Source organism: Gilliamella sp. B3172, from assembly GCF_026536465.1.
Taxonomy (GTDB): domain Bacteria; phylum Pseudomonadota; class Gammaproteobacteria; order Enterobacterales; family Orbaceae; genus Gilliamella.
This window is the reverse complement of the sequence record NZ_JAFNOA010000004.1, coordinates 91,106-107,318: the sequence shown is the minus strand read 5'-3', so window position 1 is coordinate 107,318 and position 16,213 is coordinate 91,106. Positions and strand designations below refer to the sequence as shown.

At 39.6% G+C, this 16,213-nt stretch carries 15 protein-coding genes; 4 read left to right on the top strand and 11 right to left on the bottom strand.

All coding sequences use genetic code 11. The features are described from left to right. Nucleotides 1-45: 45 nt before the first annotated feature. The 11 genes from agp to J3U37_RS06485 form a co-directional block, all read right to left on the bottom strand. The gene (gene agp, locus J3U37_RS06535; RefSeq protein WP_267373897.1) at nucleotides 46-1,305 is read right to left on the bottom strand and encodes a bifunctional glucose-1-phosphatase/inositol phosphatase; all 1,260 of its coding nucleotides are present in this window, start codon (nucleotides 1,303-1,305) and stop codon (nucleotides 46-48) included. A 113-nt stretch (nucleotides 1,306-1,418) separates the two neighbouring features. Beyond that, on the bottom strand, nucleotides 1,419-2,576 hold the full coding sequence (gene nagA / locus J3U37_RS06530; protein WP_267373895.1) for an N-acetylglucosamine-6-phosphate deacetylase: 1,158 nt from the start codon (nucleotides 2,574-2,576) through the stop codon (nucleotides 1,419-1,421). Next, nucleotides 2,566-3,003 carry a PTS galactosamine/N-acetylgalactosamine transporter subunit IIA gene (agaF, locus tag J3U37_RS06525; protein WP_220218663.1) on the bottom strand — a complete coding sequence of 146 codons (438 nt, stop codon included), beginning with the start codon at nucleotides 3,001-3,003 and terminating at the stop codon, nucleotides 2,566-2,568. Before agaF ends, nagA begins: the two co-directional genes overlap by 11 nt. Before the next feature lie 10 nt (nucleotides 3,004-3,013). Continuing rightward, nucleotides 3,014-3,910 carry a PTS system mannose/fructose/sorbose family transporter subunit IID gene (locus tag J3U37_RS06520; RefSeq protein WP_220218664.1) on the bottom strand — a complete coding sequence of 299 codons (897 nt, stop codon included), beginning with the start codon at nucleotides 3,908-3,910 and terminating at the stop codon, nucleotides 3,014-3,016. Further along, nucleotides 3,900-4,682, bottom strand: a complete 783-nt coding sequence (agaW, locus tag J3U37_RS06515; RefSeq protein ID WP_220218665.1) for a PTS N-acetylgalactosamine transporter subunit IIC — start codon at nucleotides 4,680-4,682, stop codon at nucleotides 3,900-3,902. Before agaW ends, J3U37_RS06520 begins: the two co-directional genes overlap by 11 nt. Before the next feature lie 15 nt (nucleotides 4,683-4,697). After that, complete coding sequence (gene agaV / locus J3U37_RS06510; RefSeq protein WP_267329619.1) at nucleotides 4,698-5,186, bottom strand: PTS N-acetylgalactosamine transporter subunit IIB; 489 nt, start codon at nucleotides 5,184-5,186, stop codon at nucleotides 4,698-4,700. A gap of 45 nt (nucleotides 5,187-5,231) precedes the next feature. After that, nucleotides 5,232-6,398 carry an SIS domain-containing protein gene (locus J3U37_RS06505; RefSeq protein ID WP_267373893.1) on the bottom strand — a complete coding sequence of 389 codons (1,167 nt, stop codon included), beginning with the start codon at nucleotides 6,396-6,398 and terminating at the stop codon, nucleotides 5,232-5,234. 49 nt (nucleotides 6,399-6,447) lie between these two features. After that, complete coding sequence (gene agaR, locus J3U37_RS06500; protein WP_220218668.1) at nucleotides 6,448-7,230, bottom strand: transcriptional repressor AgaR; 783 nt, start codon at nucleotides 7,228-7,230, stop codon at nucleotides 6,448-6,450. 431 nt (nucleotides 7,231-7,661) lie between these two features. Continuing rightward, nucleotides 7,662-8,831: an ABC transporter permease gene (locus tag J3U37_RS06495; RefSeq protein WP_220218669.1), complete on the bottom strand. Its 1,170-nt coding sequence runs from the start codon at nucleotides 8,829-8,831 to the stop codon at nucleotides 7,662-7,664. After that, entirely contained in the window at nucleotides 8,828-9,940 is a 1,113-nt protein-coding gene (locus J3U37_RS06490; RefSeq protein ID WP_220218670.1) for an HlyD family secretion protein, read from the bottom strand. The genes J3U37_RS06495 and J3U37_RS06490 overlap by 4 nt, the downstream gene beginning before the upstream one ends. A 76-nt stretch (nucleotides 9,941-10,016) precedes the next feature. Then, nucleotides 10,017-10,514 carry a MarR family winged helix-turn-helix transcriptional regulator gene (locus tag J3U37_RS06485; protein ID WP_220218671.1) on the bottom strand — a complete coding sequence of 166 codons (498 nt, stop codon included), beginning with the start codon at nucleotides 10,512-10,514 and terminating at the stop codon, nucleotides 10,017-10,019. Between the two features lie 559 nt (nucleotides 10,515-11,073). Between J3U37_RS06485 and nirB the strand changes: the two genes are divergently transcribed. From nirB to cysG, 4 genes are read left to right on the top strand one after another with little or no spacing between them, the layout of a single operon-like run. Next, nucleotides 11,074-13,599 (top strand): nitrite reductase large subunit NirB, encoded by a 2,526-nt coding sequence (nirB, locus tag J3U37_RS06480; RefSeq protein ID WP_267373891.1) that lies wholly within the window; start codon nucleotides 11,074-11,076, stop codon nucleotides 13,597-13,599. 1 nt (nucleotide 13,600) lies between these two features. After that, nucleotides 13,601-13,936, top strand: a complete 336-nt coding sequence (gene nirD / locus J3U37_RS06475; RefSeq protein WP_267336167.1) for a nitrite reductase small subunit NirD — start codon at nucleotides 13,601-13,603, stop codon at nucleotides 13,934-13,936. Nucleotides 13,937-13,961: 25 nt separating this feature from the next. Beyond that, on the top strand, nucleotides 13,962-14,735 hold the full coding sequence (gene nirC, locus J3U37_RS06470; protein ID WP_267329625.1) for a nitrite transporter NirC: 774 nt from the start codon (nucleotides 13,962-13,964) through the stop codon (nucleotides 14,733-14,735). Nucleotides 14,736-14,745: 10 nt separating this feature from the next. Next, entirely contained in the window at nucleotides 14,746-16,119 is a 1,374-nt protein-coding gene (cysG, locus tag J3U37_RS06465) for a siroheme synthase CysG (RefSeq protein WP_267373889.1), read from the top strand. The last annotated feature ends 94 nt before the right edge of the window (nucleotides 16,120-16,213 follow it).

Below are 16,213 nucleotides of genomic sequence, written 5' to 3'. Positions count from 1 at the left end.
TACAAAATTTAGCTAAATTTATGCATACTTTCAACTCGTTAAAGGTTATTGCGTTGCCTTACTCATCGCTTGTTTAAAGGTTGAAAAAGCACAAAAGCCCAGCGTGTTAATTGGGCAATTCTCCATTTCCAACGTCACCTTATGTGGTGGGTTTTGTCGGTTTAATTCGGTTAAATGACGAATTTGATCGGTGGATTGATAAAAATATTCAATTTTCATCATCGCTTCACCAGTTTGATTGTTACGCCATTTCTGAAAGACAACCTTGCCACCGATAGGCGTTGTTTCAAACTGATCGGCAAGCTGATAAGGTTTAATTTTTATGGTTGAAAATAGTGAGGCGACATTAGAATCATGGCCTACAAGTAAAGTGAATTTTGGTTTATTTTCATTTTCGCTAAACGACTGATTGATGTACTTCACTAACTTTGTGGCAACTTGCTTAGCGACAACCGGTGAACCAAATAGTACCGTGTTGTAATTTTCTTTTATGGCAACCAACTGTTCAAATTGTTGATTACTTTTTATTTTACCCCATGCAACATCTTGCAAAGGGGCGCCTTCATAGTATTGTAGAATAAACGCATCAGCAATCGATGTGCCTGTGCGTAATGGTCCGGTGATACCCGGCTCTTTTCCTTTTTCAATGATGAGCTTAGTGGGTAAAGTCGAAAAATCACACTGTTTATCGGTAAGGCAATTTTGCGATTGTGAATAATTTAGAATATCTGACATGTCTTGATAGGCATGAGCCAATTTGTTATTTAAACCTTTCACACCGTCACTGTCGGCAATGTTATTAATGGCATTAATCGCCGATTGTTTAAATTCAGCGCTATCATCGCTAATCACCGGGAAAAATAGCGGATCCATTGTGCCTAAGGTTTCTTTATGCACAACAGGCACGGTGCAGCCAGGAAAGGCACCAACCGCAAAATATTGTCCGGTTGCGATAGTGCGTTGTAAGCTATTGGTATAGATATATACATCGTTTTGGTCAGGGCAATCTTTTGGATCTAATAACTTATTATCGGCTAACCATTGACTAAAATAATGACCAAAATAGCTCTCTAACACCCCACCACGAGTGGTGAGGTAACTTGCCGGGGTATCCCACTGTGGCCACTGATTAGGGGTGACTTTGCCCAAAGTGCTATTGGGACTGGCTAAGGGGGCTCGTAAACCATGACGGCTAAAAACGACCACTTGTTCCAACGTGTAATGATTCAGTGTTTCTAATGCTTGAGTTGAAAAAGATAAAATACACGTTAAAGCTAACACGCCTTTTAATCGTATTTTTTTCATATGCTCTCCTTTGACTGGTATAACATGTTGTAATTGATGAGGTTCATAACTGCTGACCATTAATCAATACGTTTAATTCCTTTTATTTAAGCTTTGCTGTGCATCGGGTTTGGTCATTGATATTGGCTTTTAAATTGCTCGGTTTGATAGACAAAATTGCCATTTACCATGGTTGCAGTAACTTGATTTTGTTCATTAAGCAGGACTAAATTAGCCACTTTATTGACCGCAATAGTACCTAACTGATTATCAATGCCTAATGCTTTTGCCGGATAATGGCTACCATGGAGCCAAGCTTGCTCAAAGGTAATACGGGTAAAGTTGGCAAGATTATTCACCGCCCGATCGAGCGTTAAGGTACTGCCAGCTAAACTACCGTCTTGAGTTCGCACTACATCGTTTTCCATGTGCACGGGTAATTGACCTAAATAGTAATCGCCGTTTGGCATTCCGGTTGCTCGCATGGCGTCGGTAATTAATAGCAGATTGTGGCCGCAGCACTTATGTGCAATGCTAACCGCTGCCGGATGCACATGATGACCGTCAACAATGATTTCGGTTTGGCAATTATCAATGCTCAGTGCCGCACCGACCACACCCGGATTACGGTGATGCAAAGCGGACATGCCGTTATAGCAATGTACAACACCACTGGCACCGGCTAAAAGTGCCGCTTTAGTTGTTTCATAATCGGCATTAGTGTGACCAATCATGACTCGGATATTTTGACTACATAACCATTTAATAATCGGTAAGGCGCTTGGGTATTCCGGCGCCAGCGCAATACATTTTAGTGTGCCGTCAGCTAACTTAAGCCACTTTTCAATAAGTTCACGGTCGGGGGCTTGTAAAAGTTCTTCCGGATGTGCGCCTTTATGAACGGCATTAAAGAAAGGACCTTCTAAATAAGAACCTAGTATGGTGGCGCCAGCGACTCCCTGTTTAATACTCTCTTTGACTTGAACTAACGCCGCTTCAATCTTTTCATGGCTTTCTGTCACTGTTGTCGCCAAAAATGCACCGACGCCGTGGCTGGCTAAAAATGAGCTAATGGTATTAAGTGATTGATGAGTGGCGTCCATTGTATCGGCACCCATTACGCCATGAATATGGGTATCAATCAGTGCCGGCATAAGTTTGAATTGATTGGGACAGGGCGTGTCACTTGGCTTGATATCGATAATTTTGCCATCTTTGATGTCAACGATAGCATTATCAAGCCAACCAACAGGTGTAAACACTTGCTTAGCATGGATTTGTTTAAATTCCATCCGTACGCTCCTTATTTGTTAGCGATTTTTTTTGATGTTCATGCCATAAGCTGGTGACCGTATTTTTACCGTTTTCAATGGTATGGTGGCGGAGTGTGGGTAAATCCAGCTCATCACGCCGAAGTAATACTTCAAGTAATAGTGGCATATTAATACCACTGACAACTTCAATATTATTATATTGATAACTTATCGTTGCTGCCAGCCTAAATGGCGAGCCACCAACAATATCTGTTAAAAATATCACACCTTCGCCACTATCACAAAGTGTTAACGCGCTATTTAATTGTTGTTCTAACTGTTCGCTACTCATACCGTCGGGAAAATTGACGGCAATAAATTGTGGTTGTTCACCAATAATTTGGCAAGCCGCTTGATAAAGTCCGGTAGCAAAGCTACCGTGACCTGTTAAAATTACACCTATCATTTATCCCCCCTTATAAAAAGCCCACTAATTTACCTACCACCCCGATAATCACGGTTAAACCAATTAATTTGACGGGCGAAAAGTTACGCTTCATCAAGCTGTAAACCGCTAGCGTAAAGCCTAGTGGTAATAGATTTGGCATCAATTTATCTAACACTTCAGCTTGCAGTGCAATATGGGCTTGACCGGCGTTAATTTCTAACGGTGTGGTGAGATGTACATACGACGCCACTAATGCGCCAATTACCGTCATACCAACAATTGAAGCAGCATGTGAAATGCGTTTGGTATGGGTTTTTAATAAAGGCAATGCGCTGGTACCTGCATGATAGCCATAATGTGCAAGACCAAAACGTAAACCAAAATGGACGATATTGAACATTAATAGAAAAATGATGGGTCCAAACAAACTGCCCTCTAAGGCCAACGACGCACCAATGCCGGCACATATCGGCAGTAATGTTAACCAAAACAGAGCATCACCAATACCGCCTAATGGCCCCATTAAGGCAACTTTTACCGCTCGTATGGTTGAAATGTTTTCTTTACCTCGTTCCATTGCCAGCACTAAGCCGGATAAAAAAGTGGCATCGAAAGGGTGAACATTAATAAACTCCATATGCATGTGCATAGCGTTTTTTAAATCATCTTTATTTTTATGGATTTTGCGCAGCGCCGGTAAGATAGTATAAAGCCAGCCCCCTGCTTGCATACGTTCGTAGTTAAAAGAGGCCTGAAGTGCCAGTGATCGAAACGCCATACGGTTGATATCACCTTTAGTTAATATCACATCCTGACTTTGATCGATGTAAGTATCGGACGTGCCTTTACTTGTTGCTAATGCTTGTGCCATACGTTTTTCTGCTTTTTCGGCCATTTTTTTATCTTCATCATGGTTAAATTCCATCTTCCACCTCCATTGCATTTGTGTTTTCTGACGGGGTATTGTCATTGTTATTTCGGCTACCATTATAAAAATCAATCATGGCAATGGCTAAAGCGCCTAAGGCAATAGCCAAAATCGGTAAGTTAAGATATGTCACACCTAAAAAGCCGAGAATAAAGTAGGCAACATATGTTTTTTTCATCATTATTTTCATTAACATGGCAAAACCGATCGCAGGCATCATTCCGCCAGCAACGCTTAAGCCGTCGAGTAGCCATTTAGGGGATTTTTCAACTAATGCGGTTGCCGCATCGGCGCCGAAATAGATCGGCAAAAATGCCACAATAAAATAGAAACAAAATAGAATAATCATGCCTAAGTAGTTAACCCATTCAATTCCTTTGAAATTGAGTTTATCGACAAAGCGATCACATTTATGCATCATCGGCGAATAGATAGTAAATAAAATGGTGATACAACCTTGTACCGCAATGGCAAATGGTACGGCAATACCAATGGCAACTTTAGGATCGGCATCAGTTAAAATGGCAAAAGTGGTACCAATCACGCCACCGATTACCACATTGGGCGGTTGAGCGCCTGCTAAAGGTACCATTCCCATCCATACCAGTTCGAGTGATCCCCCAACATATAAGCCGGTTTGGATATCGCCTAATATCAGACCAACTAATGGACCAATCACGATTGGTCTGTGTAAGTGAGTGAGTCCGTCAAATAGGTCGACACCTGCAATACCGGCGAGTAATCCAATTAACAATGCATCGAATAACATAGTTTGCTCCCTGTCTTAAGTTAGATTAAGTAAATCAGTAATGTTTTCGCCTGTTTCATCAGGTACACGACGAATTTCGCAGGTGACGCCTAGTTGCGTCAGCGCTTTAAAAGCGGCGATATCATCGTCATCAACTGATACCGTTTTGTGAATTTGCTTTTTTCCCTCCGAAAAGTGCATATTGCCGACATTGACAAATTTGATAGGTACTCCACCTTGAACCAGTGTTAATACGTCTTGCGGGGTTTTACAAACAATAAATATTTTTTGCCGTTCTGCGGCTTTGCCAATAATGTCGATTGTTTTTTGTAAGGTGAAATATCGGGTTTGGATTCCTTGTGAGATAACCATATCCATTAGGCTTTGTTGAACCGGATCTTGCGCTGCGCTGTCATTGGCAACTAGTAGTAGATTAGCGCCTAGCGCATTGACCCAAGTCACACCAACTTGACCATGCACTAAACGATTATCAATACGTGTCATAAGAATATTAGGTGTGCTCATATGTTTTTATATCCTTTTGTTGATTTGTTAAACCGATTAAATTGCTTATTTTTGATTAAACGGATAAATATGTACGCCTTTTACAACCCGATTTACTTCGCCTGTTGGGCAAGGATTATCTGGGGTTAATTCAAACTTTAGTGATTTTTCAAAGGCTAACATTTGTGCAAAAAGCAGATACGGGAACATCAACCAACAATCCGCCAATGGGCAATCGATTACCTGCATCTGTTTGTCTGAACTAGGTTGACCACTGAGGGCTATCACATCCATAGCAATCTTGTCATGTACTAGCTCATTGAATAAATCGTTATCATATTGACGAATGTAAGGATCGTTAGAGAAAAAGCAGACCACTAAACTGCTCGAATCAACCATAAATTTAGGACCATGGCGTAACCCTAGTATTGAATCAAAGCGGCTGGCTATTTTGCCGGCGGTTAATTCTAAAATCTTTAAAGCTGATTCTTGTGCTACACCGGTAAAGCAACTACTGCCAACATAAATCACTCGCTCATGTGGTTGTTGTGCAAGTTGTTTGGTAATCGGTTGCCAGGTTAAAATTTTATCTTCACAGATGTTGGCAATGGTTGTAACTGTCTTACAAGCATCGTCATGGTCAATATCGCCAAGTAGTAATAACGTGGCTAACATCATGCTGCTGATACTTGACGTCATGGCAAAACCTAAATCATGTGATCCTTCAGGCATAATAAATTGCAATATACGTTTAGGGTCGTTTTTTTCATGCGCGTAATCGGTTAGTGCGCAGGTTGGATTACAGGTTAAAAATAGGTGATAGCAATCTGATACTAATTGATCGGCTAATTTTACCGTTGCGATACTTTCCGGACTGTTACCGGAGCGGGCAAAAGATACCACTAATGTTTTTTTATTCGGTGATAAATATTGCAAAGGATCAGCAACAATTTCAGTTGTGCCATATGCACGGACATTACGCTTTGTATGCTCTCTTAACCAAGGTGCCAGCGCAACGCCACCAAAAGCAGAGGAGCCGGCACCTGTTAGAATGATTTCCAGATCGGGATCGGCAAGTAATGGCTGTAAAAATGCGTTTAACTGCTCGTGTTGTTGGGTAATGATTTCTAATAAGTCCCGCCAAATTTGGGGTTGTTGGCAAATCTCTTTAGCGGTATTTTCTGCGCCATGTTTTGTGAGCCAATCTAATGAGTAATCTAAATATTTTTGCATGTTCTTTATCCTATTTATTAAGTGTTTATCTGGTTAAAAAAGAGGCTGTTTATATATCTGCAATAACAACATTAATGCCTAAAGTATGTAATTGCGTTAAGTATTCTTTGGGGATTTTTGAGTCAGTGACCAGTGTTTCAATTGGGTTAATCTTTTCAATCATACAAAAGCTTTTACGACCAAATTTGCTTGAGTCGGTGACAGCGATAATTTGCCCCGAAACCTGACACATGACACGGTTAACCGATGCTTCACCAAAATTAGGTGTGGTAATGCCGGCGCTTAAATCAAATCCGTCAACACCTAAAAAGAGTTTATTGAAGTGGTACATTTTTAATTGCTGTTCAACGGTAGGTCCCGAAATGGAGTAAGCATTTTTGCGAATATTGCCGCCGGCAATAATTACTTCAATATCGGTATTAGTTGATAAGTCGTAGGCAATATTAATGGCATTAGTAAAGACAATAAGATTTTGTTTTTGGCGTAAATAGGGCACCATCGCCGCTGTCGTTGAGCCTGAGTCGAGGATAATTCGATCGCCGTCGTGCACCATTGCTGCCGCTTTTTGAGCGATTTTGTTTTTAATGGTTGAATTAATGCGACTTTTATCCAATAAAGGGCGATCGAAAGCAAAAGTTTTGTTTAGCATTGCGCCACCGTAGGAGCGTAATACACAACCTTTTTGCTCTAAGTAACGCAGGTCATTGCGAATGGTGACAGTTGAAACGTTAAATAATTTACTGAGTTTGTTAACTGTTACTGTGTTTTTTTTACCGAGGAGGTGAATAATTTTTTCTCGTCGTTGTAGTGCGTTAATTATTTCATTATTCATATAATTCTTAATTTGTTTTCATTGTGTTATTCGATTTAAACATACGAAAAGGATCGAAAAACGATAAATAAGTCACAAAACTCATTTTGTTAAAAAAGAACAGAAAATGCTTTCGTTTGAAATGAATTGAAAGGGGGAAAGGTGCCCTTTAGCGGCAGGGAAAGGTAATATTGCTTCGATAATTCAATCAATTAAGTCAAAATTATTGACGATAAGAAAAATATTTTAGAATGATAAAAATAAGGCTAATTTCATTTTGAAGTGTGATGAACATCACAAAATGAGCAATTAATACCCAATAAACTTAAAGGCTTTGAGCTGTTTACCCAAATATTGAAGCTATTTTTAGTGTAAAAACTAAAAAGAAAACAGAGAAAAAAAAGAAAGTTATTGAAACCCTAGGGTGTTTCAATAACTTATGTTTGAATAGATTAATTTAATTGCGCTTGCTCTGCTGGTTTTTTTACCCGTTCAACCACTAACATCACCACAAAAGCAATCACAGTTAAATAGATAATGTACATACCATAAGTTGCTAGCATATCAACCAATGATCGCCCTCGCATGGCAAAATCGCGGAAGAATCGAAATAACCAGACTAAAGGAAATGCATGGCTGACATAGTAAGTCCAAATTGGCATTATGCCGACCGCCATGGTTGAACCGCCCATAATAAATCCTGGTGGTACTAGGAAAATCATCCGGCTGGCACCTTCGCCCGGGTTATTGGTTGTCCAAGATAGGAGTAAGCCTAGCCAACCGAAAGCCAGTCCGGTCATAAAGATACTCGGAACAAATGCAAAATAGTTACCGTCAAAACGCAATTGCCCAAAAATCACCAGCACTGCGGTAATTAAGGTTAATCCTGTTGTATAAAAAAGTGCGTAGGGGATCGTTCTTGCTAAGAGTGATACAAACCCTCGTTCTAATGCCATTTCCCACATGCCGGTAACTTTTAGTCGACCAACAATCATCAGTGAAGTTAATCCATAAGTCAGTGATGAGAAAAAGTACACAAAGTAGATAATAGTTGATATTGTTGATGAACTGGCTGGGTTAAACATATACCGTGTTTTAAGTTGCATTGGCGATAAGGTCGCTTCAGTAGCTTCACGTCCTAATCCTAATGCGGCAACTTTACCGACACTCAGTTCGGCACCTAATTCTGGGATATATTCATTAAGGCTTTGTAATACTTTAGCGTTTTGCGCATCATTAGTATCATCGGCAAAATAACCTAAACGAACAGTTTGATCACCTCGTTTAAGGCTTTTTTCTAAACCTTTAGGAATGTATAACACGCCTAAATTACGATCATGCGAAACTAAGGTAATTGGGTTTACCGGTGAGCGAATAACTTCGGACACTTCAATGTAAGGCGAAGTATTTACTTTACTAATTAGTTCGGTTGAATAGTTCGAACCGTCAAGATCAATAACGGCAATTTTGCCTTCAAATACAGCGCCGTGACTCAGTACTATTGAGAAAACCAGCGCAACAATTGCCGCTAAGCCAATGGCAACTTTATAGTAAGGTATAAAATGGCCTGACAACATTGCGTCAAGCTCTTCAAGAATAGATTTAATGATGTTTTGCATCATTGATCGACCTCAAGTGTCATTCCGGTTAATAGATGTGGAATAGATTCCATATAAATTCTGACTTGGTAAGAAGTTAAATCCGCTTGCCCTCGTTCCCGTGTCATACGGAGATCAGCGAAAGACGGTGCGGCAGTTGCAAAACGAACTTTACCTTTTACTTCTTTATCAAGTGCAATAACATTGGCTTTTACCATGGTGCCGGGTTGATAATCGTTGACCATTTTTTCATTAACATAAATGTCGATATATTTTCGATCGGTTTCTAACAATACCGCTGGCGCACCATTTGGTACCATTTCGCCATCTTCAAACATCAGTTTTAAAACTTTACCGTCTTCCGGAGCAGTTAAAGTAAGACGTTTATAATTGATTTGTAACTGTTCTAATTCTGTTTCAGCTTGAGCCAGTTGTGCTTTGAGTTGAGCTAACTGATTTTGGCGATTTTGCAGTTTTTGTCTGGCAATGGTGATTGATTGTAAAGTCATACCGGTTGCATCTTGTGTTTGTTCAAACTGGCTAACTTGCTCCGGTGTTGCACCAATCATCAGTGTTGATAGCTGGCTTTTAATTTGCAACACTTGCATTTTTGATGCGGTATAAGCATTGCTGACATTATCGAGTTGTGATTGCGATGTGTTACCGCCCTTACGCATTTGCATGTAACGGTTATACTCAATGCGATTTAAATTTTCTGTCGATTTTGCCGCTTCTAAATTGGCTTTAACCTCTTCAATTTTACGCCATGTTGATAACTCATTTAGGTTAGTTTCATTTTCGGTGATTTCAATGGCGGCTTGCTCTTGAGCAACCATTGCCTTTTGGCTGTCAACTTGTGCTTGAAGACGGTTAATAGCTAATTTTGTATCGACATCTTCGAGTTGCATTAAAAGATCACCCTTTTTCACTATTTGTGACTCTTGCACGTAACGTTTAATGAGTTTTCCGCCCACATTTTGAAAGGCAATGTTAATCTCATCAGCAGTTAATACGCCAGATTTGATGCTTTTGGCAACAGTTACAGCGTCGTTTCGTGAGCCTAAAAAGATTAAGAATGATGCAAAAGTTAATATTAATAAAAATATAACTGGGATTTTGATATTTTTTTTCATATATAGCTTATTTTCCATTTATTTAGTCAGCTAAGTATTTAAGTAAAGTAAGATGACTTTATGTTAATAAAGTCAGTTATTTTCGTAATAATTTACGTAACATCAATATTAAAGATTCTTGTTCTTGTGGATTTAAAACCTGAGCAAAAGCACGAATCGATTTTAGGTGATTGGGTAATGCATTTTGAATTAATGTTATGCCTGCTTGTGTTAATGTAATTAAACGTGACCGACCATCTTCATCATTTTTTGTCATGGATATAAGTGGGTTGGTTGCTGCTAGCATTCGTTTAACCATTACCGATACTGTTGCTGGTGTCACTCCTATACGTAATGCAAGATCGCTTGCACAAGTTTCACCTTCGGAAAACAGTGACATTAATAAGGCAAACTTGCCTTCAGAAACATCATAATCTTTAGCAAGTTGTGCATAAATATTAGATCGTATTAAATCAGCTGTGGTAATCAAGCTTAAAACGAGATCGACGCCTGAAACATCGACAATTTCATCATTAAATCTTTGAGCTCGTGCTAAGGTTTCACGAGACGGAAGTACTCTAGACTTGTAATTCAATTATCACTACTCAATTTATTTAGTCGGCTAATTATACTATTTTAATCTCAATTGGCAACAAAATTTGTTGTTTTTTAACTTAAAATGGTGTTAATCAATCTCCTGATAATTTATTAGCGATTGTATTGATAATTAAGGTTTTTATGACATCACTTGTAACGTGATTAAGTGCTTACTTTGCTATTTTGGTCAGCCTTATAGTTGACTATATTTAATTAATAACCGGGAACTTTCTTCATCGTTAAACCAGCAACTTTTTAATCTGATCATGCTTAAATCATAGACTGTTATCTTTCATGACAAGTAGTACTTAGTAAGTATATTAATGCTGATTTTTTGATTGGTGATTATTGATAACAAAATCGAGTGCAATATCAACCTAACCAAATTCGATAAAGTCATGAAGCCGTTATCTGTAATTCTTTGTTTTAAATATTGTTCTGTGGATTACTACTAAAGTGGTAATCCTTGAGGGTAATTATATTCTTGTCAAAGTCACATACAATAGCTATCAGTAATAAATTAAATAATTGAATTAAAATAAAATTGGAGCATTTGTATGAGTAAAACCAATCTCGTTATCATTGGTAATGGGATGGTTGGGCACCGCTTTATCGAGGAGTTAGTTGGTAAATCGTTGTCTGATCAGTTCAATATTACTATCTTTTGTGAAGAGCCTCGCCTTGCTTATGACCGTGTGCATCTTTCTTCTTATTTTTCTGACTATACCGCTGAAGCACTTTCACTTGTTCGAGCTGGACTTTATGAAGAAAACAATATCAATGTACTACTTAATGAGCGCGCTATCTTAATTAATCGTCAACGTAAAGAGGTTCACTCACAAACCGGTCGTATTGTTTCTTATGATAAGTTAATAATTGCAACGGGATCTTATCCTTGGGTTCCACCTATTGAAGGGGCAAATGGTTTTGATTGTTTTGTTTATCGAACAATAGAAGACCTTGATGCTATCGCCGAATGTGCTAAGCGTAGTAAGTCGGGCGCCGTTGTTGGTGGGGGCTTACTTGGGCTAGAGGCTGCCGGAGCGCTTAAAAATTTAGGTGTTGCAACGCATGTTGTTGAATTTGCGCCGGTATTAATGGCTGAACAACTTGATGTTATGGGAGGTGAGCAACTACGTCGTAAAATCGAGGAAATGGGTGTTGGCGTTCATACCTGTAAAAATACACAAGAAATTGTGCATACGCCGTCCGGTAAGATTATGCAATTTGCTGATGGCTCTGCACTGGAAGTCGATTTTATCGTGTTTTCAACCGGCATCAGACCAAATGATCAACTGGCTAAAGATTGTCAGCTTGAGATTGGTCAACGAGGTGGCATTGTTGTTAATGATAATTGCCAAACCTCAGATCCGGATATTTACGCTATTGGTGAGTGCGCATGCTGGCAAGGTAAGGTGTTTGGTTTAGTGGCGCCCGGCTATAAAATGGCTGGGGTCGCACTTGCCCATTTAATCGGTGAGCAAAGCCAATTTAACGGTGCTGATATGAGCGCTAAATTGAAATTAATGGGTGTTGATGTTGGTAGCATTGGTGATGCTAAAGGTAAAACACCTGACAGCCGAAGTTATGTGTACTTAGATGAAAATGCACCTGTTTATAAAAAGCTGGTGGTTAGCGGTGATAATAAAAGATTATTGGGTGCGGTGTTAGTCGGTGATACGGCAGATTACAGTAATTTATTACAGTTAATGTTAAATGAAATGGATCTTCCTGAGCATCCCGATACCTTAATTTTACCTGCTTATGCAGGGGCTAAACCTGCCATGGGGGTTGAGGCATTGCCAGATACGGCACAAATTTGCTCATGTTTTGATGTCACCAAAGCAAAAATTATCGATGCGATTCATGCTGGTTGTCATACGGTTGCAGCAATCAAGGCTGAAACCAAAGCCGGTACAGGTTGCGGTGGTTGTATTCCATTAGTGACTCAGCTATTAAACTCAGAATTAGCTAAACAAGGTATCGAAGTCAGTCATGCTTTATGTGAGCATTTCAAATATTCTCGGCAAGAGTTATACCATTTGATTCGTGTTGAAGGGTTAAAATCGTTTAATGAAGTGATTAAAAAACATGGTAGTGGTTATGGTTGCGAAGTGTGTAAGCCAACCATTGGTTCACTACTGGCTTCTTGTTGGAATGATTATATCCTCAAACAAAATTTAATCCCGTTGCAAGATAGTAATGATATCTTTTTGGGTAATATTCAAAAAAATGGAACTTACTCGGTTATTCCTCGTAGTGCCGGTGGTGAAATCACACCAGAAGGCTTGATTGCTGTTGGTCAAATTGCCAAAAAATATCATCTCTATTCAAAAATAACTGGCTCACAGCGTATTGGACTGTTTGGCGCCCAAAAAGATGATTTGCCAGCTATTTGGAAAGAGTTAATCGATGCCGGTTTTGAAAGTGGTTATGCTTATGCTAAAGCACTTAGAATGGCTAAAACGTGTGTTGGTAGCACTTGGTGTCGCTATGGTGTAGGTGATAGTGTCGGTTTGGGTGTTGAACTGGAAAATCGCTATAAAGGTATCCGTGCACCGCATAAATTTAAACTTGGTGTTTCCGGCTGTACCCGTGAATGCGCTGAAGCGCAAGGTAAAGATATTGGTGTTATCGCAACGGAGAAGGGTTGGAATCTTTATGTCTGTGGTAACGGCGGTATGAAGCCACGACATGCTGATTTGCTTGCCGCTGATTTGGATAAGCAAACTTTAATTCAATATCTTGACCGTTTTATTATATTCTATATTCGTACTGCGGATAAATTACAGCGAACATCTGTGTGGCTGGAGAATTTAGACGGCGGAATTGATTATTTACGAAGTGTCATTATTGATAATAAGCTTGGTATTAATGACGAGCTTGAAAAAGAGATGACACGATTACGCAAGTTAACGGTTTGTGAATGGAAACAGACCGTTGAGCATCAAGAGAATCAACAACGATTTAGCCATTTTATTAATAGTAATCAGCGTGATGATAACGTGCAATTTATCGCAGAACGAGAACAACATCGCCCGGCGACAGCAGCAGAACGTAAAGCAATGTTAGAGGAGCAATAATATGAGTCAATGGATAACCATTTGTAAACTTGATGACATTTTACCTGAAACAGGGGTGTGTGCACTGGTTGGCAATGAGCATGTGGCCATTTTTCGCCCTTATGATACCGCTGAACTTTATGCTATCAGTAATATCGATCCTTTTGCCGAAGCAAGTGTATTATCGCGAGGCATTATTGGACAGCATGAAAATGAGTTGTATGTTGCAAGCCCATTAAAAAAACAGCGTTTTCGTTTGAAAGATGGCTATTGCATCGATGATGCTAAATACTCAATTGCACATTATCAAGTCAAAGTGAATGCAGACGGTTTTGTTGAAGTTAAATCGTCTTGTTAAAACAGTTTTTAAGGTTTAGATAGTTATGTATACCGAAACAATTAATAAATGTGCTACTAATGCAGCACGTATTGTTCGTTTAGCCAAAACTAATCCATTTGGGTTTTGGTTAAGTTCTGCTATGGCGGGCGCTTATGTTGGTCTTGGCATTATTTTAATTTTCACATTAGGCAATTTGCTCGATCCTTCGTTAAGACCGTTAGTTATGGGTGCAACATTTGGTATCGCCTTAACTTTAGTTGTTATCGCCGGGTCAGAGTTGTTTACTGGTCACACCATGTTTTTAACTTTTGGTGTTAAATGTAACAAGATCACAAATAAGCAAATGTGGCTTGTTTTACCGCAGACGTGGTTAGCTAATTTATTGGGATCTATTTTTGTAGCCGCATTATATTTTTATGCCTCAACACCATTATTATCAGTCAATACCAGCTTAGTGCATAGCGCTGCACTGGCTAAAACAATGGCACCGGCAAGTGCGCTATTTTTTCGTGGCATTTTGTGTAACTGGTTAGTGTGTTTAGCTATTTGGATGGCAAATCGTGTCGAAGGGTCAGCCAAATTTATTGCCATTTGGTGGTGTTTACTTGCTTTTATTGCTTGTGGTTATGAACATTCCGTTGCCAATATGACGTTGTTTTCACTTTCATGGTTTGGTGATCATAGTGAAGCTTATAATTTAGTGGGTATCGGTCATAATTTACTTTGGGTCTCGCTGGGTAATATTGTTTCCGGTGCGGTCTTTATGGGATTAGGATACTGGTATTCAACGCCTAAAACAGAGCGACCAAAAGGATAACAGCGCCATTATGGATTATTTACCACTATTTTGTAAGTTAGAAAACCGTGAATGTCTGTTAGTTGGTGGTGGTGAAATTGCCGAGCGAAAAGCTCGGCTATTACTTGAAGCGGGTGCAAAGTTAACGGTTAATGCGCTTGAATTTAATGAGCAATTTTTATGCTGGCAAAAACAGAATCAGTTGGTACTTGAGCAAGGCGAATTTAATGCCCAATTGCTGGATAATAAATGGTTGGTTATAGCAGCAACAAATTGTCAGCAGACAAATCAAGCGGTCAGTTTAGCGGCGGAAAATCGCCGTATCTTTTGTAATGTAGTTGATTCGCCGAAAGATGCCAGCTTTATTATGCCTTCTATTATTGATCGTTCGCCGATTATGGTTGCCGTATCTTCTGCCGGGCATGCACCGGTTTTAGCTCGTTTATTACGAGAAAAACTTGAATCGATTTTACCCCAGCATTTAGGTAAATTAGCGCAATATGCAGGTTATTTACGTAATAAAGCCAAACAGACTTATAAAACACTGACTGAGCGTCGCCGTTTTTGGGAGAAGCTTTTTACTCATGATCGGTTAGCGCAAGCCATTGCCAATAATGATTCACAGCAGGTTGAAAAGTTAACCAATGAGCTATTTGAACTTTCGCTTGATGATCGGGGCGAAGTTGTTTTAGTCGGTGCAGGTCCGGGTGATGCAGGGTTATTGACATTAAAAGGATTACAGCAGATCCAACAAGCTGATATTATTGTTTATGACCGTTTAGTCTCCGATGAGATACTGAATCTGGCAAGGCGTGATGCTCAACGGATATTTGTGGGTAAGCGGGCAGGGTATCACTGCGTTCCTCAAGAACAGATCAATCAGATCTTATTAGAACAAGCGCAAAAAGGTTTGCGGGTGGTTCGGTTAAAAGGGGGCGATCCGTTTATCTTTGGTCGTGGTGGGGAAGAACTTGAAACCTTATTTAATGCAAATATTCCATTTTCTGTCGTGCCCGGTATTACCGCTGCTTCGGGATGCTCAGCTTATAGCGGTATTCCATTGACTCACCGTAATTATGCACATAGTGTTCGTTTAATTACCGGACATTTAAAAGATGGTAGTCATCTTGATTGGCAAAGTTTAGCGGCGGAAAAGCAGACGTTAGTCTTTTATATGGGACTTTCACAAGCGCAAAATATTAGTCAGCAATTAATTCAGCATGGCATGAATGAGCAAACGCCGGTAGCAATTGTTGAGGAAGGTACCAGCACCAAACAGAAAGTGGTAGCAGGTTTGCTTTGTGATTTAGCCTCATTGGCTTTACAAGCCCGTAGTCCAAGTTTAATCATTGTCGGGCCAGTTGTTGCGCTGCGAGAAAAACTCAATTGGTTTTCAAATCATTAATTTAAGCCGGCAAGGCTACTTTACAAAATGGTGGTCTTGCCGGTTATCTAAACGTTAGCCGTTTAATAGCATCATTCAATAGGTAACGGCCTTT